Source organism: Micromonospora sp. NPDC005298 (assembly GCF_040607375.1).
GTDB lineage: Bacteria > Actinomycetota > Actinomycetes > Mycobacteriales > Micromonosporaceae > Micromonospora.
On sequence record NZ_JBEXGP010000010.1, the window covers coordinates 116,020 to 132,013 of the forward strand.

The window sequence follows — 15,994 nt, forward strand, 5'->3', positions numbered from 1 at the left end:
AATGGTCACAGACCGGTAACTTGCCCCCGGCTGGGGTCAAATGCCCCCCACCATCGTCAGTAAGGCCCGATCCGGAGGCCGGTGGGACGAACGCAGCGAGGAGGCGGAATGACCGAGCTGTGGAACTGGAGAATCGACCGGGCACGACCCGTGGAGGTCTACCCGGCACTGGCCGAGGCGCTCGGCCGGGTGGTGATGCCGCTGGCGGCGGCGGATCCGGCCCGGCTGCCGGCGTACGCGGTCGTCTGTGACGTCTGGCAGGCGCCGGGCGAGTTCTCGACGGTGGTGGACTGCTACGGGGTGCCCGAGCGGCTCCCCGAGCACGCCAGCATCGCCGCGCTGGCCCGGCTGCTGGGCCGCAACTGTCTGCTGCGCGACGACACGCTCGACGCCACGCGGCACCTGCTCGTCGTCCCGGACGGGACGGTCCGTCCGGTGCACTTCGACGTACGGGACACCGACGAGGGCGAGGTGCTCAGCCGGCAGCGGCTCTGCACGCTCGGCGACCCCGGTTGCCGGGGCTGGTCGCAGTGTCACCGCTCGCGGTGGGCACCGGACACCGTCGCGCCGGCGCTCGCCGCGGCCTGACCCGGGGGTTCGGTCCGGCCGGCGTCCGGCGCGGTGCCGGCGGTCAGCCGCGGCCCTGGGCGGCGACCGGCCGGTCCGCGGTGCCCGCACCGGCACCCCGGACCACGAGCTGATCCAGCAGGGTACGGGTGGCCTCCGCGACGGCGGCCACCGCGGCGTCGAAGGCGGCGGCGTTGTGCGCGGCGGGCGCCCGGAAGCCAGAGATCTTCCGGACGTACTGCAACGCCGCCGCCTCGATGTCCCTGTCCGTCACCTGCGGGGTGAACGGCTCACGCAGCGTCTTGATGCTCCGGCACATGCGGTGCTCCTCCTCGATCGGTGTCCACGGCCACCGGGGGTGTCGGAAATTTTACCGACGGTGACATTGGGTCGATGTTTGTCTATCCTGGTCACGGACCAGAGCCCTTCGAGCCATTGTCGCCGTTCGCGCTTCCAGCGCCGGGCCCTCCGGAGACTTCTTGTGGACCACACCCCCACCCGTGCAGCCCATCCCCATCTTGACGACCTGACACGCAGCCTGCACACCCCCCTGGAGCGGATCGCCGGCGAGCACGGCGATCTCGTCGAGGTGATCCGCCGACGTGTCGTCCGGAACGGGTCCGATTCCTCCGAGACGGTGGCCGTCGCCGCCTTCAACTCGTCCATCTGAGCGATGGCCTGCCGGTGCCGTCCGCCGGGGACGGGCGGGCCCTGCCACGGGATCAGCCAGTTCGTGCTCAAGGTGCACAGCCGGTGCGACCTCAGCTGCGACCACTGCTACGTGTACGAGCACGCCGACCAGACCTGGCGTGGGCGACCGGTCCGGATGGCGCAGGCGACCGTGCGGGCGGCGGCCAGGCGGATCGCCGCGCACGCCCGTGAGCACGACCTGCCGGTCGTCCACGTCGTGCTGCACGGCGGTGAGCCGTTGCTCCTGGGTGCGGCCGGGCTGCGTGAGGCCCTGACCGAGCTGCGGGCGGCGATCACCCCGTGGACCATGCTCGACCTGCGCATGCAGACCAACGGCGTGTCGCTCGACGAGGAACTGTGCCGGTTGCTTGTCGAGTACGACGTGCGGGTGGGAGTGTCGTTCGACGGGGACCGCGCGGCCAACGACCGCCACCGCGTCTTCGCCCACGGCGGCAGCAGTCACGACCACGTTCGCAGCGCGCTCTCCCTGCTCCGCCGCCCGGAACACCTGACGAGCTACGCCGGCATCCTCTGCACGATCGATGTCCGCAACGATCCTGACCAGGTGTACGAGGCACTACTGGCCGAGCGCCCACCCCGGGTCGATCTGCTGCTGCCGCACGCCACCTGGGACCGCCCGCCGTACCGCCCCGGCCCCACTCCGTACGCGGACTGGCTGGGGCGCATCCACCAGCGGTGGGTGGACGAGGGACGGCCCCTGCCGATCCGACTGTTCGAGGCGTTGACGCCCGGCGGTGGCGGCACCGAGGCGTTCGGTCTCGCTCCGGCGGACGTGCTCGTCGTCGAGACGGATGGCAGCTGGGAGCAGGTCGACTCGTTGAAGACCGCGTACCACGGTGCGGCCGGCACCGGCTTCGACGTGTTCGGCCATTCGGTCGACGAGGCCAGCCGGCATCCCGGGGTCGCCGTCCGACAGGCCGGCGTGGACGGGCTCTGCGCGACCTGTCGGTCCTGCCCGGTGGTCGAGCGCTGCGGCGGTGGTCTCTACGCCCACCGTTGGCGTACCGGCTCCGGCTTCGACAATCCGTCGGTGTACTGCGCCGACCTGCTCCGCCTGATCGACACGATCGACACCTACCGGCCGCCGGGGGTGCCCACCGGGCAGCAGACCGACGTGGACACCCCGACCGCCGGTGACCTGCTGGACGATCTGGCGACCGGGTACGGCTCGGCGCAGACTCTCGACCTGCTGGCCGGGGCGCAGCTCTCCATCAACCGGGCGCTGCTGGCGGCCTGGCGGGAGAGGTCCGGCCCCACGGCCGCCTGGGAGTTGCTCGTGGACCTCGATGGGAAGGAGCCCGAGGCGGTCCAGGCCGTCCTCGCTCACCCCTTCGTCCGTCCGTGGTTGGTCCATCTCCTCACCCCGTCGGTCGACGCCCGCCGCGCGGACGACCCGCTGCCGGCCCTCGCGCTCGCCGCCGCCGTCCGGTCAGGTTTCCCGGCCACGGTGGACGTTCCGGTGCGTTCCGGCGTGATCACGTTGCCCACCCTGGGCACCCTGGCGCTCCCGGACGCTGTCGACGGCACCGCCGAGGTGACCGTCCGGCCCAACGGCCTCCGGGTCCGCGTCGGTACCGAGGAGCAGACGGTCCTCCTCGATCCGGGCGGAGAACCAGGCGAACCGGAAGCGGCCGGATGGCGACCGACCCGCCCCGTACCGGTCTCCAGTGGCCAGGTGCTCCTCGAGGACGACGACCCGTACCGGGACTGCTACGGCCAACCCGTGACCTCCCGCCTGGAGCGTTCGGCGGCGCAGGCGCTGGGCCGTACCCTCGCAGCGGCCTGGCAGGTCGCGCACCGGGACGTGCCGGGCCACGCGGCCGCGCTCGCCGGTGGTCTGCGGGCCGTCGTGCCGCTGGCGCCCGAGCAGAGCAGGCCGGTGCGGAGCGCGACGGCCCGACACGCGTTCGGCGCGGTCGCCCTCACCCCCGTCGGGGACCCGGAGACGGTAGCCGTGCTGCTCGTGCACGAGTGGCAGCACGCGAAGCTCGGTGCCGCACTCGACCTGTACGACCTCGTCGACCCGGGGCGCACCACCCGGATCCGCGTGCCCTGGCGTCCCGATCCGCGGCCCCCCGAGGGTGTGCTCCAGGGTGTCTACGCGCATCTGGCGGTCACCCAGGTGTGGCGGGCCCGCGCCGCCGCCGGTCGGCCCGCTCACGGTGACGCCTCGGAGCACGCGGCCCGGTTCCTGGCGTGGACCCGCGAAGGTGCGGACGCGTTGCTGGCCAGCCACTCGCTCACGGCCGCCGGTGAACGGTTCGTGGACCAGATGCGCCAGGCCCTTGTGGGGACCGGTGTCGATCCGGGATGAGCGGACGGCACTGGGCCGACCCCGCGTCGCCGAGGACCTGCTGGCACTGGGTGTCCGTCCCGGCGTCTGCCTCCTGGTGCATTGCGGCCTGCGGCGGGTGGGGCCGCTGGAGCGGGGCCCCGCGACGCTCGCGGACGCTCTGCGGGACGTCCTCGGCCCGGCCGGGACGCTGCTCGTGCCCACGCAGACCGCCGGCAACTCGACCACGTCCCGGACCTACCTGGCGGCCACCGACGGAATGGACGGGGCTGAGCTTGCCCGATACGAGGCCAGTCTGCCGGGGTGGGACCGCGGGACCACCCCCTCGGAGCGGATGGGGGCGTTCGCCGAGTTCGTCAGGCGTGCCCCCGGTGCGGTGCGCAGCGACCATCCGCAGGTCTCGTTCGCCGCGCTCGGCCCACAGGCGCGGCACCTCACCGACGACCATGCCCTCACCTGTCACCTCGGCGAGCGTTCGCCGATCGGCCGGCTCTACGCGGCGGACGGGCAGATCCTGCTGCTCGGCGTCGGCTTCGAGGCGTGCAGTGCCCTGCACCTTGCCGAGTACCGGCTGCCGGTGCCGCCTCCGAAGCGGGACTACCGCTGCTTCCGGCTCGACGACGGGCGCCGAATACGCCTCGACTTCCGTGCTCTCGACCTGGACGATCGAGACTTCCCGGAGTTGGGTGCCGCGCTCAGCGCCGCGTCACTCGTCCGCCGTGGCCGGGTCGGCCGGTCTGTCGCGCACCTGCTGTCGGCGCGCACCGCTGTGGATTTCGCGGTCGGCTGGCTCGCCGCGAATCGCCTGGCGGGTCACCGTTGATTCGCGGTCTACGCTGGTGTCCCGGCCACCTGGGCGGACCGAGCCGTGAGCATCATGGATGGGGTCGCTGACGTGCTGACCATCGTGGACGATTGGCGTACCCGATTTGCCGAGGAGCTGGGGTGAGCCCGCCGGTGGACCGACGTCCGTCGGCGGCGCGAGGCACGTACTTCTTCCTGAGCTACGCCCACTCCGTACCGCCGTCGGGCGACCGGGTCGACGTCTGGGTGGGCCGGTTCTTCGCCGATCTGGCCGAGGAGGTGGCCCGCCAGGCGCAGCCGACGGCCGGGATGCGGATCGGTTTCTCCGACCAGCACATCCCCTTGGGTGCGGACTGGAAGGCGGCCCTCGCCGAGGCGCTCGGTGACGCCGAGGTCTTCGTGCCGCTCTACTCGCCCGGCTACTTCAGTCGCCCGTGGGCGTTGGGGGAGCAGGAGTGCTTCCGGGCCCGGCTGGCCGCCGCCGGGCCGGACCGGGTCACCGCCGGTCATCTGGTCCCCGTGCTGTGGATCCCGTTTCCCCCCTGGGAGTCCCATCCCGAGATGGACAGGGCCCTGGACCTGGGCCGGGACGTCCCGGAGTACGCCGAGAACGGCCTGCGGGCGTTCTGCATGCTGGCCTCCTACCGGGCACAGTACGAGCTTCTGCTGAGCCGCCTGGCCGGCCGGATCGTGCACACCGCCGAGCGGCAGCCGCTGGGACCGTCCCGCGCGCCGGGCCTCGACGAGGTCGTCGGCCCGGAGCCGACCGACCCGGACTTCGTCGTCGCCGTCCTGGCGCCGACGACGGGCCAGCTGCCGACCGACCGCGACCCCGCCGGCTACGCGTCGAGCGGCCGTCTCTGGCGGCCGTACGGGCATCGCCAGGAGGTGCCCGCCGCCGAGTACGCGGCCGGCACCGCCCAGCGGCTCGGGCTATCGGCCCGCACGGCGGATTTCGGGCAGGCCGCCGGGCTGCTCGATCGCCGTCCGGCCGTGCTGTTGGTCGACCCGTGGATCGCGGCGACGCCGAACGCGTCCCACATCCTCGCCCAGGCGCTGCACGGCCTACCCGAGTGGGTCGTTCCGCTGCTGGTCACCGACGACGATGACACCCAGGACGCCGGCCGGTGGTCGACCGAGGTGATGGAGTTGCTGCACGACGCCGGTCTGCCCCAGGTCAAACGGGCGTGCAACCTGTGGGAGTTCGTCGACCTGATGCCGGCGCTGGTCACCGAGGCTCGCCGTCAGTTCCTCAGGTACGGCCCGGTGGTCTCCTTCGAACCCCAGCCGGAGCCGGTGCCGAGCCTGCGCGACAGTGCGGCGGTTGCCCCGCACACCGCGTCCCCTCCTGCTGATCCGGCATCAACGGGCCGCGGCGGAGAAGACCGATGAACAACGGTCGCGAAGGCCAGGTCGTCACCTTCTACTCGTTCAAGGGCGGGACCGGCCGGACGATGGCGCTGGCCAACGTGGCCTGGATCCTCGCCGCCAGCGGCCGACGGGTGCTCGTCGCCGACTGGGACCTGGAGTCACCCGGCCTGCACCGCTTCTTCCACCCGTTCCTGGACGTCGACGCGATCCAGGGGGCCAGCGGCGTGATCGACATGATCCGCGACTACGAGTGGGAGACCACCCGGGTCGACGACCGGCCGGACCGCTGGATGGAGCAGTACGCCCGGGTCGGGCGGCACGCCTTCTCGCTGCGCTGGAACTTCCCCGACGGCGGTGGCCTCGACTTCCTCTCCGCCGGCCGGCAGAACAGCGACTACGCCGTCTCGGTGAGCGGGCTGGACTGGGACAACTTCTACAACCGGCTGGGCGGGGCGCAGTTCTTCGAGGCGCTGCGGGCGGACATGAAGCGCCAGTACGACTTCACCCTGATCGACAGCCGGACGGGGTTGAGCGACGTCGCCGACATCTGCACCCTGCACCTTCCGGACACCCTGGTCGACTGCTTCACCCTCAGCGACCAGGGCATCGACGGTGCGGCGCGGGTGGCGCACTCGGTCCGGGACCGGTACCGGCGGCGCGACATCCGGGTGCTGCCGGTGCCGACGCGGGTCGACCACGCCGAGAAGGAGCGGGCCGAGGCGGGTCGTCTGCTGGCCATGCGGCGCTTCGCCGGGTTGCCTGCGGGCATGACCGAGGCCGATCGGCGCCGCTACTGGGCCGCGGTCGAGGTTCCCTACCGGCCGTCCTACGCGTACGAGGAGATCCTGGCGACGTTCGGGGATCCGTCCGGCTCGCCGACGTCGCTGCTGGCGGCGTTCGAGAGGTTGACCGGGATCCTCACCGACGGCGCGGTGACCGCGCTGCCGCTGATGGACGAGTCGGTGCGGAAGCGGGGCATGGCCCGTTTCCGTCGGCGCACAGAGGCGATCGACGACCAGATCGTGCTCCGGTACGCGCCGGAGGATGCCGTCTGGGCCGAGTGGCTGGAGCGGGTGCTCAGTTCGGCCGGCTTGCGGGTGGTGGAGCTGACCGCCGCCGTCGGGTCCGCGGGCACGCCCGCGCCGCACACGCTGACAGTGGTCTCGCCGGCCTACGCGGCGACGCCGTCCGGCAGTCTGCCCGACCGTGACACCAGCACCGGTTCCACGCCGCTCGCCGTGTACGTCGCCGACGTGCGCCCGCTGGCGGAGTTCCCGTCCCAGAACTCCACCAACCTGGTCAACGTGAGCGCGGCGACCGCCGAGGAGCGGGTGTTGCGGCTGGTCGGCCGACCGGTGTCGTCGGCGGACGGCCCGGCGGGCGGGAACACCCGTTTTCCCGGCACCGAGCCGTTGATCTTCAACGCCCCCAACCGGAACGCCCGGTTCACCGGCCGGGAGGACGACCTGGCCCGGCTGCGCGCGCAACTGCAGAGCGGGGGCAGCGCGGTGGTGCTGCCGGTCGCCCTCCAGGGCATGGGCGGCGTCGGAAAGACACAGGTGGCCCTGGAGTACGTGCACCGGTTCAAGACCGCGTACGACGTGGTCTGGTGGATCGTGGCCGACCCGCCGCAGTTCGTCGACACCGCACTGGCCGACCTCGCCAGCCGCCTCGGCATCCTCGCCGGGCCGACCCTGCCCGACACGGTCCGCTCCGTGTTGCAGGTGCTGCACCGGGGCGACCCGTACGAGCGGTGGCTCGTCGTGCTCGACAACGCCGAGGAGCTCGACCAGATCGAGCCCTTCCTGCCCCAGGGCCCCGGGCACGTCCTGCTGACCTCCCGCAACCGCGCCTGGGGTGACCGGGCGAACCCGATCCAGGTGGACGTCTTCGACCGCACCGAGAGCGTCGCGCACCTCGCCCAACGGGTGCCCCCGATCAGCGCCGAGGAGGCCGACCGGGTGGCCGAGGCGCTCGGCGACCTGCCGATCGCGGTGGCCGCGGCCGGTGCGTGGCTCGCCGACACCGGCACGTCCGTCGGCGACTACCTGCGGCAGATCGAGCGGCACGGCCCGAGCGCCCTCTCCGTCGAGGCCACCTGGGACCTGTCGCTGAACCGGCTGCACGATCAGGCGCCCGCCGCGTACCGGCTGTTGCAGCTCTGCTCGGTGTTGGCCCCGGAGGTCGCGCTGGAGCTGATCTACAGCGACGAGATGGCGGCGGCCCTGGTGCCGTTCGACCCGTCGGTGTCGGAACGGCTTGTGCGCGGCGCGCTGGTCCAGCAGATCAACCGCCTCGCGCTGCTCAAACTCGACGTGCAGGGCGGCCGGGTCCAGGTGCACCGGTTGTTGCAGGCGGTCGTACGAGACCGGATGACCGACGACGAGATCGAGGAGGCCCGACACCAGGTGCACCTGGTGCTGGCCGCGTCCCGACCACGCGGTGACGTGGACGACCCGACCACCTGGCCCCGACTGCGGATGCTCTGGCCGCACCTGGAGGTCTCCGGGGCGTTGACCTGCCCCGACGAGTCGGTATGTCAGCTGCTGATTGACCGGGTCCGCTACCTGTGGCAGCGCGGCGGCCTGGACCAGGCCGACTGGTTCAGCCGGGAGGTGGACGAGACCTGGTCCGCCCGGCTCGGCGACACGCACGACGAGGTCGGGGCGTCCGCGCTGGGTCGACAGTTGCTGCACCTGCGCTTCAACCGGGCGAACATCCTGCGCAGCCTGGGCCGGTTCGACGAGGCCCGGGACCTGGACGAGGCGGTGCTGGCCGAGCAACGCCGGCTGCTCGGCCCGATGCACCCGCACAGTCTGATGACCGCCGGCAGCCTCGGCGGTGACCTGCGCGCGCTCGGCCGCTACGCCGAGGCACTGGAACGGGACCGGTCCACCTACGCCTCCTGGCTCCAGGTGTTCGGCGAGGACCACCCCCGGACGTTGAGCGCGGCCAACAACCTCGCCCTCTCCTACCGGCTGGTCGGCGACTACCGGTCCGCCCGCAGATGGGACGACGAGGTGCACCAGCGGCGGCGGCTGGTGCTCGGCCCCACGCACCCCTACACCCTGGTCTCCGCCGTGCGCCTGGGCAGCGACCTGCGGGAAGCCGGTGAGTACGAGAGGTCGGCCACCCTGCTGCGCACCGTGTACGACACGTACTGCGAGGTGCTCGGGCCGGATGACGGTCAGAGTCTCGCCGCCCAGGTCAACCTGGCGGTGTCCCTGCGCAGCGCCGGTCGGGGAGCCGAGGCCACGCCGATGTTCGAGGCGGCCTACCGCGAGCTCGACGAACGCTTCGGGCCGGACAACCCGGACACGGTGGCGTGCCGGTCGAGCCGGGCGGCGAACCTGCTGGCCGTCGGCGACGCGGCGAGGGCGTTCACCGAGATGACCGCCGTGAGCCAGGTGTACGAGGAGCAACTGCGCCTCGGCCCGGAGCACCCGCACACGCTGGCCACGCTGAGCAACATCTCCGCCGCCGAGCGGGCGCTCGGGCGCAGGTCGGATGCTCGCGCGTCGGCGGCCCGGGCCTCCGGCGAGCTGCGCAAGGTGCTCGGCCCCGACCACCCGCACACCCTCGCCGCGGACGTGAACCACGCCGTGTGCCTCGCCGAGGAGGGGGAGTGGGACTCGGCGCATGAGCGACTGCGGGAGACCGGCGGTCGCCTGGCCACGGTGATCGGGGCGGATCACCCCGACACGCTGCGCTGCCTCGGCGACCTCGCGCTGGTGTCTGAGCGCATCACTGACGCAGGCTCGGCCGAGGATGTCGACGTGGTGGCCGACCGGTTGGCCGAGATGATCGGTTCGGAGCACCCGACCGTGCAGACCCTGCGGGAACGGCGGTTCGTCGTCCGGGTGATCGACCCCCATCCATTCTGACCGGGTCGGCGCGCGCTCCCGGCGGCCGTGCTGCGGATTCAGAGCCGCCGGGCGGCTGCGAAATCCGGTCCGACCAGCCAGTTCAGGATCTGTGGCAGGATCTCCATCGCGCCGAAGTGGGCGGCGCCGTGCTGCACCTGCGCCTCGGCGTTCAGGATCCGCGACGCCAACCACAGGGAGTGTTCCACCGGAGAGAACCGGTCCTGCTCGCCGTGCCAGAGCCGCACGGGTGCGCGGATGGCTCCGAGGTCGAACCCCCAGCCCTGCCGCATCGCCAGTACGTCGTCGATCCAGCCCTCGGGGCCGTGCCGCAGAGCTTCGGCGTACATCTCGGTCAGCAGTCGGCGGAGAGTGACATCGTCGACGACCCGGACGTCCTCGTCGGCCAGATGAGGGCGGAGGAAGTCGAGCAGCGTCATCGGATCCCGCCGGGCCTCTGCCGCACGCACCGTCAGGGTGCGCGTGAGTTCCGCCAGATCCTCGTCGGCCCGCCCGAAGGCCTCGATGTTCGTCTCGGACATGCCCGCGAACCAGTCCAGGTCGGATGCGCCGGCCGGAGCGAGCCCCACCAGCACGGCGGCCCGGGTGACCCGGTCCGGCAGCAGTGCGGCGCAGGCCAGGGCGTGCGGCCCACCGCCGGAGCGACCCACCACCGCGAACCGTTCGATGCCCAGGTCGTCGGCGATCGCCTCCACGTCGGCCGCCGCGTCAGCCACCCGCCGGCCTTCGTGCCGGTCGGAGTCGCCGTAACCGGGCCGGTCGTAGCAGACGAGATGTACGCCGAGGTGGTGCATGGTGATGCTGCGGGGGCGGGGGCCGCTGCGGCTGCCCGGGGTGCCGTGCAGCAGGACGACCACGGCGCCGTCTGGAGCCCCCGAACTCTCCACCGCGAGGTGCCGCCCGTCCGGGGTGACGACGGAGCGCTGTGGCGTGTGCGATCGCGTCACGGATGGCCTCCCCACAGGTCGTGGTGCAACTCCCGATCGACAGCAGCCGGGCAGCGGCCCCGAGTACATAGGCCCCGAAACCGCCCAGAAACCTGTTCTTGTTCGGGAGCGTACTGTCCGCAGTAAACCCCCGTCATGGGGCAGCGGGACAACGGCGGTCTCCGCGTCCGGAGCGGGCCGCTACCCTGGTAGCCCGAGGGGAAGGGGCGCCAACAGGGTGGCTAGGACCTACAACGTCGTCACGTACGGCTGCCAGATGAACGTGCACGACTCGGAACGCATCTCCGGCCTGCTGGAGCAGGCGGGGTACGTGCGCGCGCCCGCCGGCGACGACACCCCGGACGTGGTCATCTTCAACACCTGCGCGGTGCGGGAGAACGCCGACAACCGCCTCTACGGCAATCTCGGTCGGTTGCGCCCGGTGAAGGACAAGCACCGGGACATGCAGATCGCGGTCGGCGGCTGCCTGGCCCAGAAAGACCGTGGCGAGATCGTCCGCAAGGCGCCCTGGGTGGATGTCGTCTTCGGCACGCACAACATCGGTTCGCTGCCGGTGCTGCTGGAGCGGGCCCGGCACAACTCCGCCGCCGAGGTGGAGATCCTCGAGTCGCTCGAGGTGTTCCCGTCCACGCTGCCGACCCGGCGCGAGTCGACGTACGCCGGCTGGGTGTCGATCTCGGTGGGCTGCAACAACACGTGCACGTTCTGCATCGTCCCGTCGTTGCGCGGCAAGGAACGGGACCGCCGCCCCGGTGACATCCTCTCCGAGGTGCGTGCCCTGGTCGACGAGGGTGTGCTGGAGGTGACGCTGCTCGGGCAGAACGTCAACTCCTACGGTGTGGAGTTCGGCGACCGGTACGCGTTCGGCAAGCTGCTGCGCGCCTGCGGCGACATCGACGGCCTGGAGCGGGTCCGGTTCACCAGCCCGCACCCGAAGGACTTCACCGACGACGTGATCGCCGCGATGGCCGAGACTCCGAACGTCTGCCACTCGCTGCACATGCCGTTGCAGTCCGGCTCCGACGACGTGCTCCGGGCGATGCGGCGGTCCTACCGCTCCGAGCGTTACCTGGGCATCATCGAGAAGGTCCGGGCGGCCATGCCCGACGCGGCGATCACCACGGACATCATCGTCGGGTTCCCCGGCGAGACGGAGGCTGACTTCCAGCGCACCCTTGACGTGGTGCGCGAGGCCCGCTTCTCCTCGGCCTTCACCTTCCAGTACTCCAAGCGCCCCGGGACGCCCGCCGCGACCATGGACGACCAGCTGCCCAAGCAGGTCGTGCAGGAGCGTTACGAGCGGCTGATCGCCACCGTCGAGGAGATCACCTGGACGGAGAACAAGCGGCTGGTGGGCGAGACCGTCGAGGTGCTGGTCGCGGTCGGCGAGGGCCGCAAGGACGAGCGGACCGGGCGGATGTCGGGCCGGGCCCGGGACGGTCGGCTGGTCCACTTCGCGACGGGTACGCCCGACGGTGGGTCGCTGGCCGACCAGATCCGGCCCGGCGACATCGTGCACACCGCCGTCACGTACGCCGCGCCGCACCACCTCAACGCCGACGGGCCGCTCCTGTCGCACCGCCGGACCAGGGCCGGCGATGCCGCCGAGGCGGGCCGCTCCCCGCGTACCCCCGGGGTGTTGCTGGGTCTGCCGACGATCGGCGCGCCGCCGGTCGTCGCCGCGCCCGCCGCGGGCTGCGCCACCCACTAGTGCAAGGAAGGGCCCCTTATTAACGCCAGGCGTTAATAAGGGGCCCTTCCTTGCACAGCAGTTGCTCAGACGGTGATCCGGCCGGCGCCGGCGCCCGCCGTCACGGTGGACTTGACGGTGCTCGCGGTGTCCAGTTGGTAGGGGTACGGGATGCTGGCGACGCTGCCGCCGGTCTGCCCGGCGGGTGAGTTGACGAAGTGGTTGTTCCGGGCCACCAGGCGGCCGGGACCGGAGTCACCCTCGCCGAGGTGGTACGTGTCGGCGACGTTCTCGAAGTAGTTGCCCTCGACGAGCACGCCGGCGTTCTCGGTGGACGCGATGCCATAGCCGCCGTTGGCCCGGTAGTAGTTGTTGAACACGTGCACCGGGTTGCCGAAGCGCACCCGGGGGTTGCGCTGGTTGCTGCCGTCGAACCAGTTGTGGTGGTAGCTCACCCGCAGGTGGCCGACGTCCTGGCTGGCGTTGTCGTCGCTGTGGCCGAGCAACATCGTCTTGTCGTGGTTGAAGACCCGGTTCCAGGACACGGTGACGAAGTCCGATCCGCGTTTGATGTCGACAGCGCCGTCGTACCCGTTGCTGAAGGTGTTGTGGTCGATCCAGATGTTGGTGGCCGACTCCTGCACGTTTATCGCGTCGTCGTTCCAGTTGCGGAAGGTCAGGTTCCGGATGATCACGTTGCGGTCACCGCTGATGTTGAGCCCGCAGCCGGCGATCGTCGCGCCGGAGTTGCCGAGGATGGTCTTGTTGGACCGGACCCGCAGCATGCCCGAGCAGGAGATGGTCCCGGACACCCGGATCACCGCGGCGCCTGTGGCGTTCAGCGCGCTGGTCAGCGCCGAGGCGTTGGTGACGGTGGTCGTGGCCGCGCTGCCGCCGCCGGTGGTGCCGCCGTTCTGGGTGGCCCAGCCGACAAGGCCGGTCTGCGGCGGGCTCGTGGGCGGGGGCGTCGTGGGCGGAGGTGTGGTCGGCGGAGGCGTGGTGGGCGGGGGTGTGGTGGGCGGCGGGGTGGTCGGGGTGGGGCCGCCGGTGCAGGCGACGTTGTTGAGGGTGAAGCCGGTCGGAGCCGGGTTGCCTGAGTTGTTCCAGCTGGCGTTGAAGCCGAACGAGGTGCTGCCGTTCGTCGCCAGGTTGGCGTTGTAGTCGACGTTCGTCGCGGAGACCTGGTCGCCGCTCTGCGCGACGGTCGCGCCCCACGCCTGGCTGACCTGCTGTCCGGCCCCGTACGACCAGCGCAGCGTCCACCCGGCGACCGGGTCGCCGAGGTTGGTGACAGTGACGTTGCCGGTGAATCCGCCAGGCCACTGACTGGCGACCGAGTACGCGACCTGGCAGCCGGCCGCCGCCTGCGCGGTGACGGCGCTCAACAGGCTGGCGGTGACGAGGGTGGCGGTGGCTGCGGCGGTGCTGGCGATCAGCGTCATCCGACGCCGTCCTGTGCGCATGCTGCTTCCTTTCGATGAGACGGGTGACCCTCGGCCCGTGGGCGGGGACGGCCGGTGCCCGTCCCGTGGGCACCGGCCGTCCCGGTTGCTCAGCAGCTCGTGCCGTTGAGCTTCACCGCACCGGGGGCGCTGGCGGTGCCGTTGGCGGTGAAGCCCACGGTGACCGAGGCGCCCGCCGCCAGGGAGGGGGCGTGGCTCGGCGCGGCCGCGGTGACCGTCGTGCCGGACTGCGTGACAGTGGCGTTCCAACCACTGCCCAACGTCACCCCGGACGGCCAACTCCAGGTGACCGACCACGGGTTCACCGCACCGGAGCCGGTGTTCTTCACTGTCAACTCACCCTGGAAGCCGCCCTGCCAGGCATTGACCTGCCGGTAGGTGGCGGTGCAGGCACCCGTCGGCGGGTTCGTCGGCCCACCCGTCGGCCCACCCGTCGGCCCACCCGTCGGCCCACCCGTCGGCCCGCCGGTGGGTCCACCGGTCGGCCCGCCCGTGCCGCCGGACGGCGCGATCAGGTACGGCTGGAGGATCGCCTGCTTGGCGGTGTTGATGGTCGTCCAGTCGTCAAGCGCGATGCCGCCGGTGTCACCCGAGTTGGGGTTCCACGACCAGTAGGTGAAGGACATCCCGGTCACCCCGGTCCCGGTGTACGCCATCAGCTTCTCCAGCCACACCTTGTCCTTCGGGTCGGCCAGGGTGCTGCCGAACTCGCCCATCATGATCGGCGCGATGTTCTGCTTGTAGAGGTAACCCCAGTACTTGTCCCAGATCGCCGGCATGTTCGCCGGGTAGTCCGGGGCGTCGAACCAGGTCTGCCGGTACACCGACGTGGCGTACTCGTGCGGCGAGTAGACCAGCCGGTTCGCCACGTTCAGCCGTACCGGGAACTGGCCGGCCTTGGACAGGTTGCCACCCCACCAGCCGCAGTCCTCGTCGTTGCTCGGGTCGTTGTCCCACACGTTGGAGAGGCCACCGCTCGGGCAGCTCACCCCCTCCACGAAGATCAACCAGTTGGGCTGGACACCGAGGACGGCGTTTCCGGCCCGCTCGGCGGCCAGTCGCCAGTCCCGGGCGGTGTCGCCGCAGCCCCAGCACGCGCCGGTGGCCGCCGGGTTGGTGCCCTCGGCGTGCGGCTCGTTGTGCAGGTCCGCGCCGATCACCGTGGGGTTGCCCGCGTACCGCTGGGCCAGCATCTTCCAGTCGTTGATCCAGGTCGCCTCGGAGACCGTCGGCGTGTACCACAGCGGCGACTGTCCGGCCGCCGTCGGCCGGTGCCGGTCCAGGATGATCCGCATCCCCTTGCTGCCGGCGTAGTCGATGACCTTGTCGAGGATCTGCAACGGCGACAGCCCGACCAGGTCCGGGTTGACGAAGTCGTTGACCCCGCTGGCCGTCGCGCCGGGCTTCAGCGCGTCGTTCGAGTACGGCACCCGCAACGTGTTGTAGCCCAGGCTGGCCATCTTGTCGAGCTGCCCCCGCCACGGGTTGCTCGACCACAACCCGTGGAAGGTCTTGTTGTCGGTCTCCATGCCGAACCAGTTGATACCGGTCAACCGGACCGTGGCGCCGGTGCTGTCCACGATCTGGTTGCCGCTTGTGTGCAGGTACCCGGTACCGGTGCCGGCGGCCACGGCCGGGCTGGTGCTGACGGTGGCGGCGATGAACACGCCGGCCGCGACGGTGGCGAGCGCGGTCAACGCGCCGCCGAGAGCGGTGGGACGGAACATTCGAGCTCCACTTCGGAGGTCCGACGCCGTCGATGAACGACGTCGGCGGGCGGCCGTCCGCACGTCACGGCCCTCAAGGGGTACGCGGACAGTGCGCGACGGCCCAGGTCACGCGGACGTGGACACTCGCGAAACGCTCACCGGCGACCCTTCGACGGCGGTGTCCCGCAGTCGTCGCCCTCGTGCCGGTGGCCCTACCTGGCTCCGTCGCTCATTCTGATCAGCCCGCGTCGATGCGTCAACCAGCCGTCCGGCTGGCCCGGCCCACCGTCCCGCGTTCGCGTCCCGCGTCGGCTCGCGCTCGTGTCCCGCGCTCGTGTTCCGCGCTGGCCCCGCGTCCCGCGCTGGCCCCGCGTCCCGCGCTGGCCCCGCGTCCCGCGCTGGCCCCGCGTCCCGCGCTGGCCCCGCGTCCCGCGCTGGCCCCGCGTCCCGCGCCCGCGCCCTGCAAGATCACGCTCGATGAGCGGCGTTCGCGTCGGAAGCGGCCTTCGAGCAGCCCTCGCCCAGCAAGCCCGGCAAGATCCATGCAAGTTCAGG

At 71.6% G+C, this 15,994-nt stretch carries 11 protein-coding genes; 7 read left to right on the forward strand and 4 right to left on the reverse strand.

Annotation, left to right across the window (positions count from 1 at the left end):
- Positions 1–108 precede the first annotated feature (108 nt).
- Complete coding sequence (locus ABZS77_RS17120) at positions 109–588, forward strand: hypothetical protein (protein ID WP_354823534.1); 480 nt, start codon at positions 109–111, stop codon at positions 586–588.
- 43 nt (positions 589–631) lie between these two features.
- On the opposite strand, the gene ABZS77_RS17125 is transcribed toward ABZS77_RS17120, so the two are convergent.
- A complete protein-coding gene (locus ABZS77_RS17125) occupies positions 632–886 on the reverse strand; it encodes a DUF2277 family protein (protein ID WP_354823536.1) in 255 nt (84 codons plus the stop codon).
- A 162-nt stretch (positions 887–1,048) separates the two neighbouring features.
- On the opposite strand from ABZS77_RS17125, the gene ABZS77_RS17130 reads away from it, so the two are divergent.
- The 5 genes from ABZS77_RS17130 to fxsT all read left to right on the forward strand — a co-directional run bounded on the left by ABZS77_RS17130 (position 1,049) and on the right by fxsT (position 9,630).
- Positions 1,049–1,237, forward strand: coding sequence for a hypothetical protein (locus ABZS77_RS17130; protein WP_354823538.1), 189 nt, complete (start codon positions 1,049–1,051; stop codon positions 1,235–1,237).
- Positions 1,238–1,300: 63 nt separating this feature from the next.
- Positions 1,301–3,592 carry an FxsB family cyclophane-forming radical SAM/SPASM peptide maturase gene (locus ABZS77_RS17135; protein WP_354823540.1) on the forward strand — a complete coding sequence of 764 codons (2,292 nt, stop codon included), beginning with the start codon at positions 1,301–1,303 and terminating at the stop codon, positions 3,590–3,592.
- Positions 3,576–4,394: an AAC(3) family N-acetyltransferase gene (locus ABZS77_RS17140; RefSeq protein ID WP_354823542.1), complete on the forward strand. Its 819-nt coding sequence runs from the start codon at positions 3,576–3,578 to the stop codon at positions 4,392–4,394. The genes ABZS77_RS17135 and ABZS77_RS17140 overlap by 17 nt, the downstream gene beginning before the upstream one ends.
- Before the next feature lie 122 nt (positions 4,395–4,516).
- The gene (locus ABZS77_RS17145) at positions 4,517–5,767 is read left to right on the forward strand and encodes a TIR-like protein FxsC (RefSeq protein WP_354823544.1); all 1,251 of its coding nucleotides are present in this window, start codon (positions 4,517–4,519) and stop codon (positions 5,765–5,767) included.
- Positions 5,764–9,630, forward strand: coding sequence for an FxSxx-COOH system tetratricopeptide repeat protein (gene fxsT / locus ABZS77_RS17150; protein ID WP_354823546.1), 3,867 nt, complete (start codon positions 5,764–5,766; stop codon positions 9,628–9,630). Before ABZS77_RS17145 ends, fxsT begins: the two co-directional genes overlap by 4 nt.
- A 38-nt stretch (positions 9,631–9,668) precedes the next feature.
- Here the strand turns inward: fxsT and ABZS77_RS17155 are convergent, their stop codons facing one another.
- A complete protein-coding gene (locus ABZS77_RS17155; RefSeq protein ID WP_354823548.1) occupies positions 9,669–10,577 on the reverse strand; it encodes an alpha/beta hydrolase in 909 nt (302 codons plus the stop codon).
- Positions 10,578–10,794: 217 nt separating this feature from the next.
- On the opposite strand from ABZS77_RS17155, the gene miaB reads away from it, so the two are divergent.
- A complete protein-coding gene (miaB, locus tag ABZS77_RS17160) occupies positions 10,795–12,288 on the forward strand; it encodes a tRNA (N6-isopentenyl adenosine(37)-C2)-methylthiotransferase MiaB (protein ID WP_354823550.1) in 1,494 nt (497 codons plus the stop codon).
- Positions 12,289–12,353: 65 nt separating this feature from the next.
- Here miaB and ABZS77_RS17165 read toward each other — a convergent pair whose 3' ends face one another.
- Entirely contained in the window at positions 12,354–13,730 is a 1,377-nt protein-coding gene (locus tag ABZS77_RS17165; RefSeq protein WP_354823552.1) for a cellulose binding domain-containing protein, read from the reverse strand.
- 89 nt (positions 13,731–13,819) lie between these two features.
- A complete protein-coding gene (locus ABZS77_RS17170; protein WP_354823554.1) occupies positions 13,820–15,457 on the reverse strand; it encodes a cellulase family glycosylhydrolase in 1,638 nt (545 codons plus the stop codon).
- Positions 15,458–15,994: the final 537 nt, after the last annotated feature.

What these genes read in the sequence shown, in the direction of transcription:
- ABZS77_RS17120 (WP_354823534.1), top strand. Translation starts at nt 109, where the DNA reads ATGACCGAGCTGTGGAACTGGAGAATCGACCGGGCACGACCCGTGGAG.
- ABZS77_RS17125 (WP_354823536.1), bottom strand. Translation starts at nt 886, where the DNA reads ATGTGCCGGAGCATCAAGACGCTGCGTGAGCCGTTCACCCCGCAGGTG.
- fxsT (WP_354823546.1), top strand. Translation starts at nt 5,764, where the DNA reads ATGAACAACGGTCGCGAAGGCCAGGTCGTCACCTTCTACTCGTTCAAG.
- ABZS77_RS17165 (WP_354823552.1), bottom strand. Translation starts at nt 13,730, where the DNA reads ATGCGCACAGGACGGCGTCGGATGACGCTGATCGCCAGCACCGCCGCA.
- ABZS77_RS17170 (WP_354823554.1), bottom strand. Translation starts at nt 15,457, where the DNA reads ATGTTCCGTCCCACCGCTCTCGGCGGCGCGTTGACCGCGCTCGCCACC.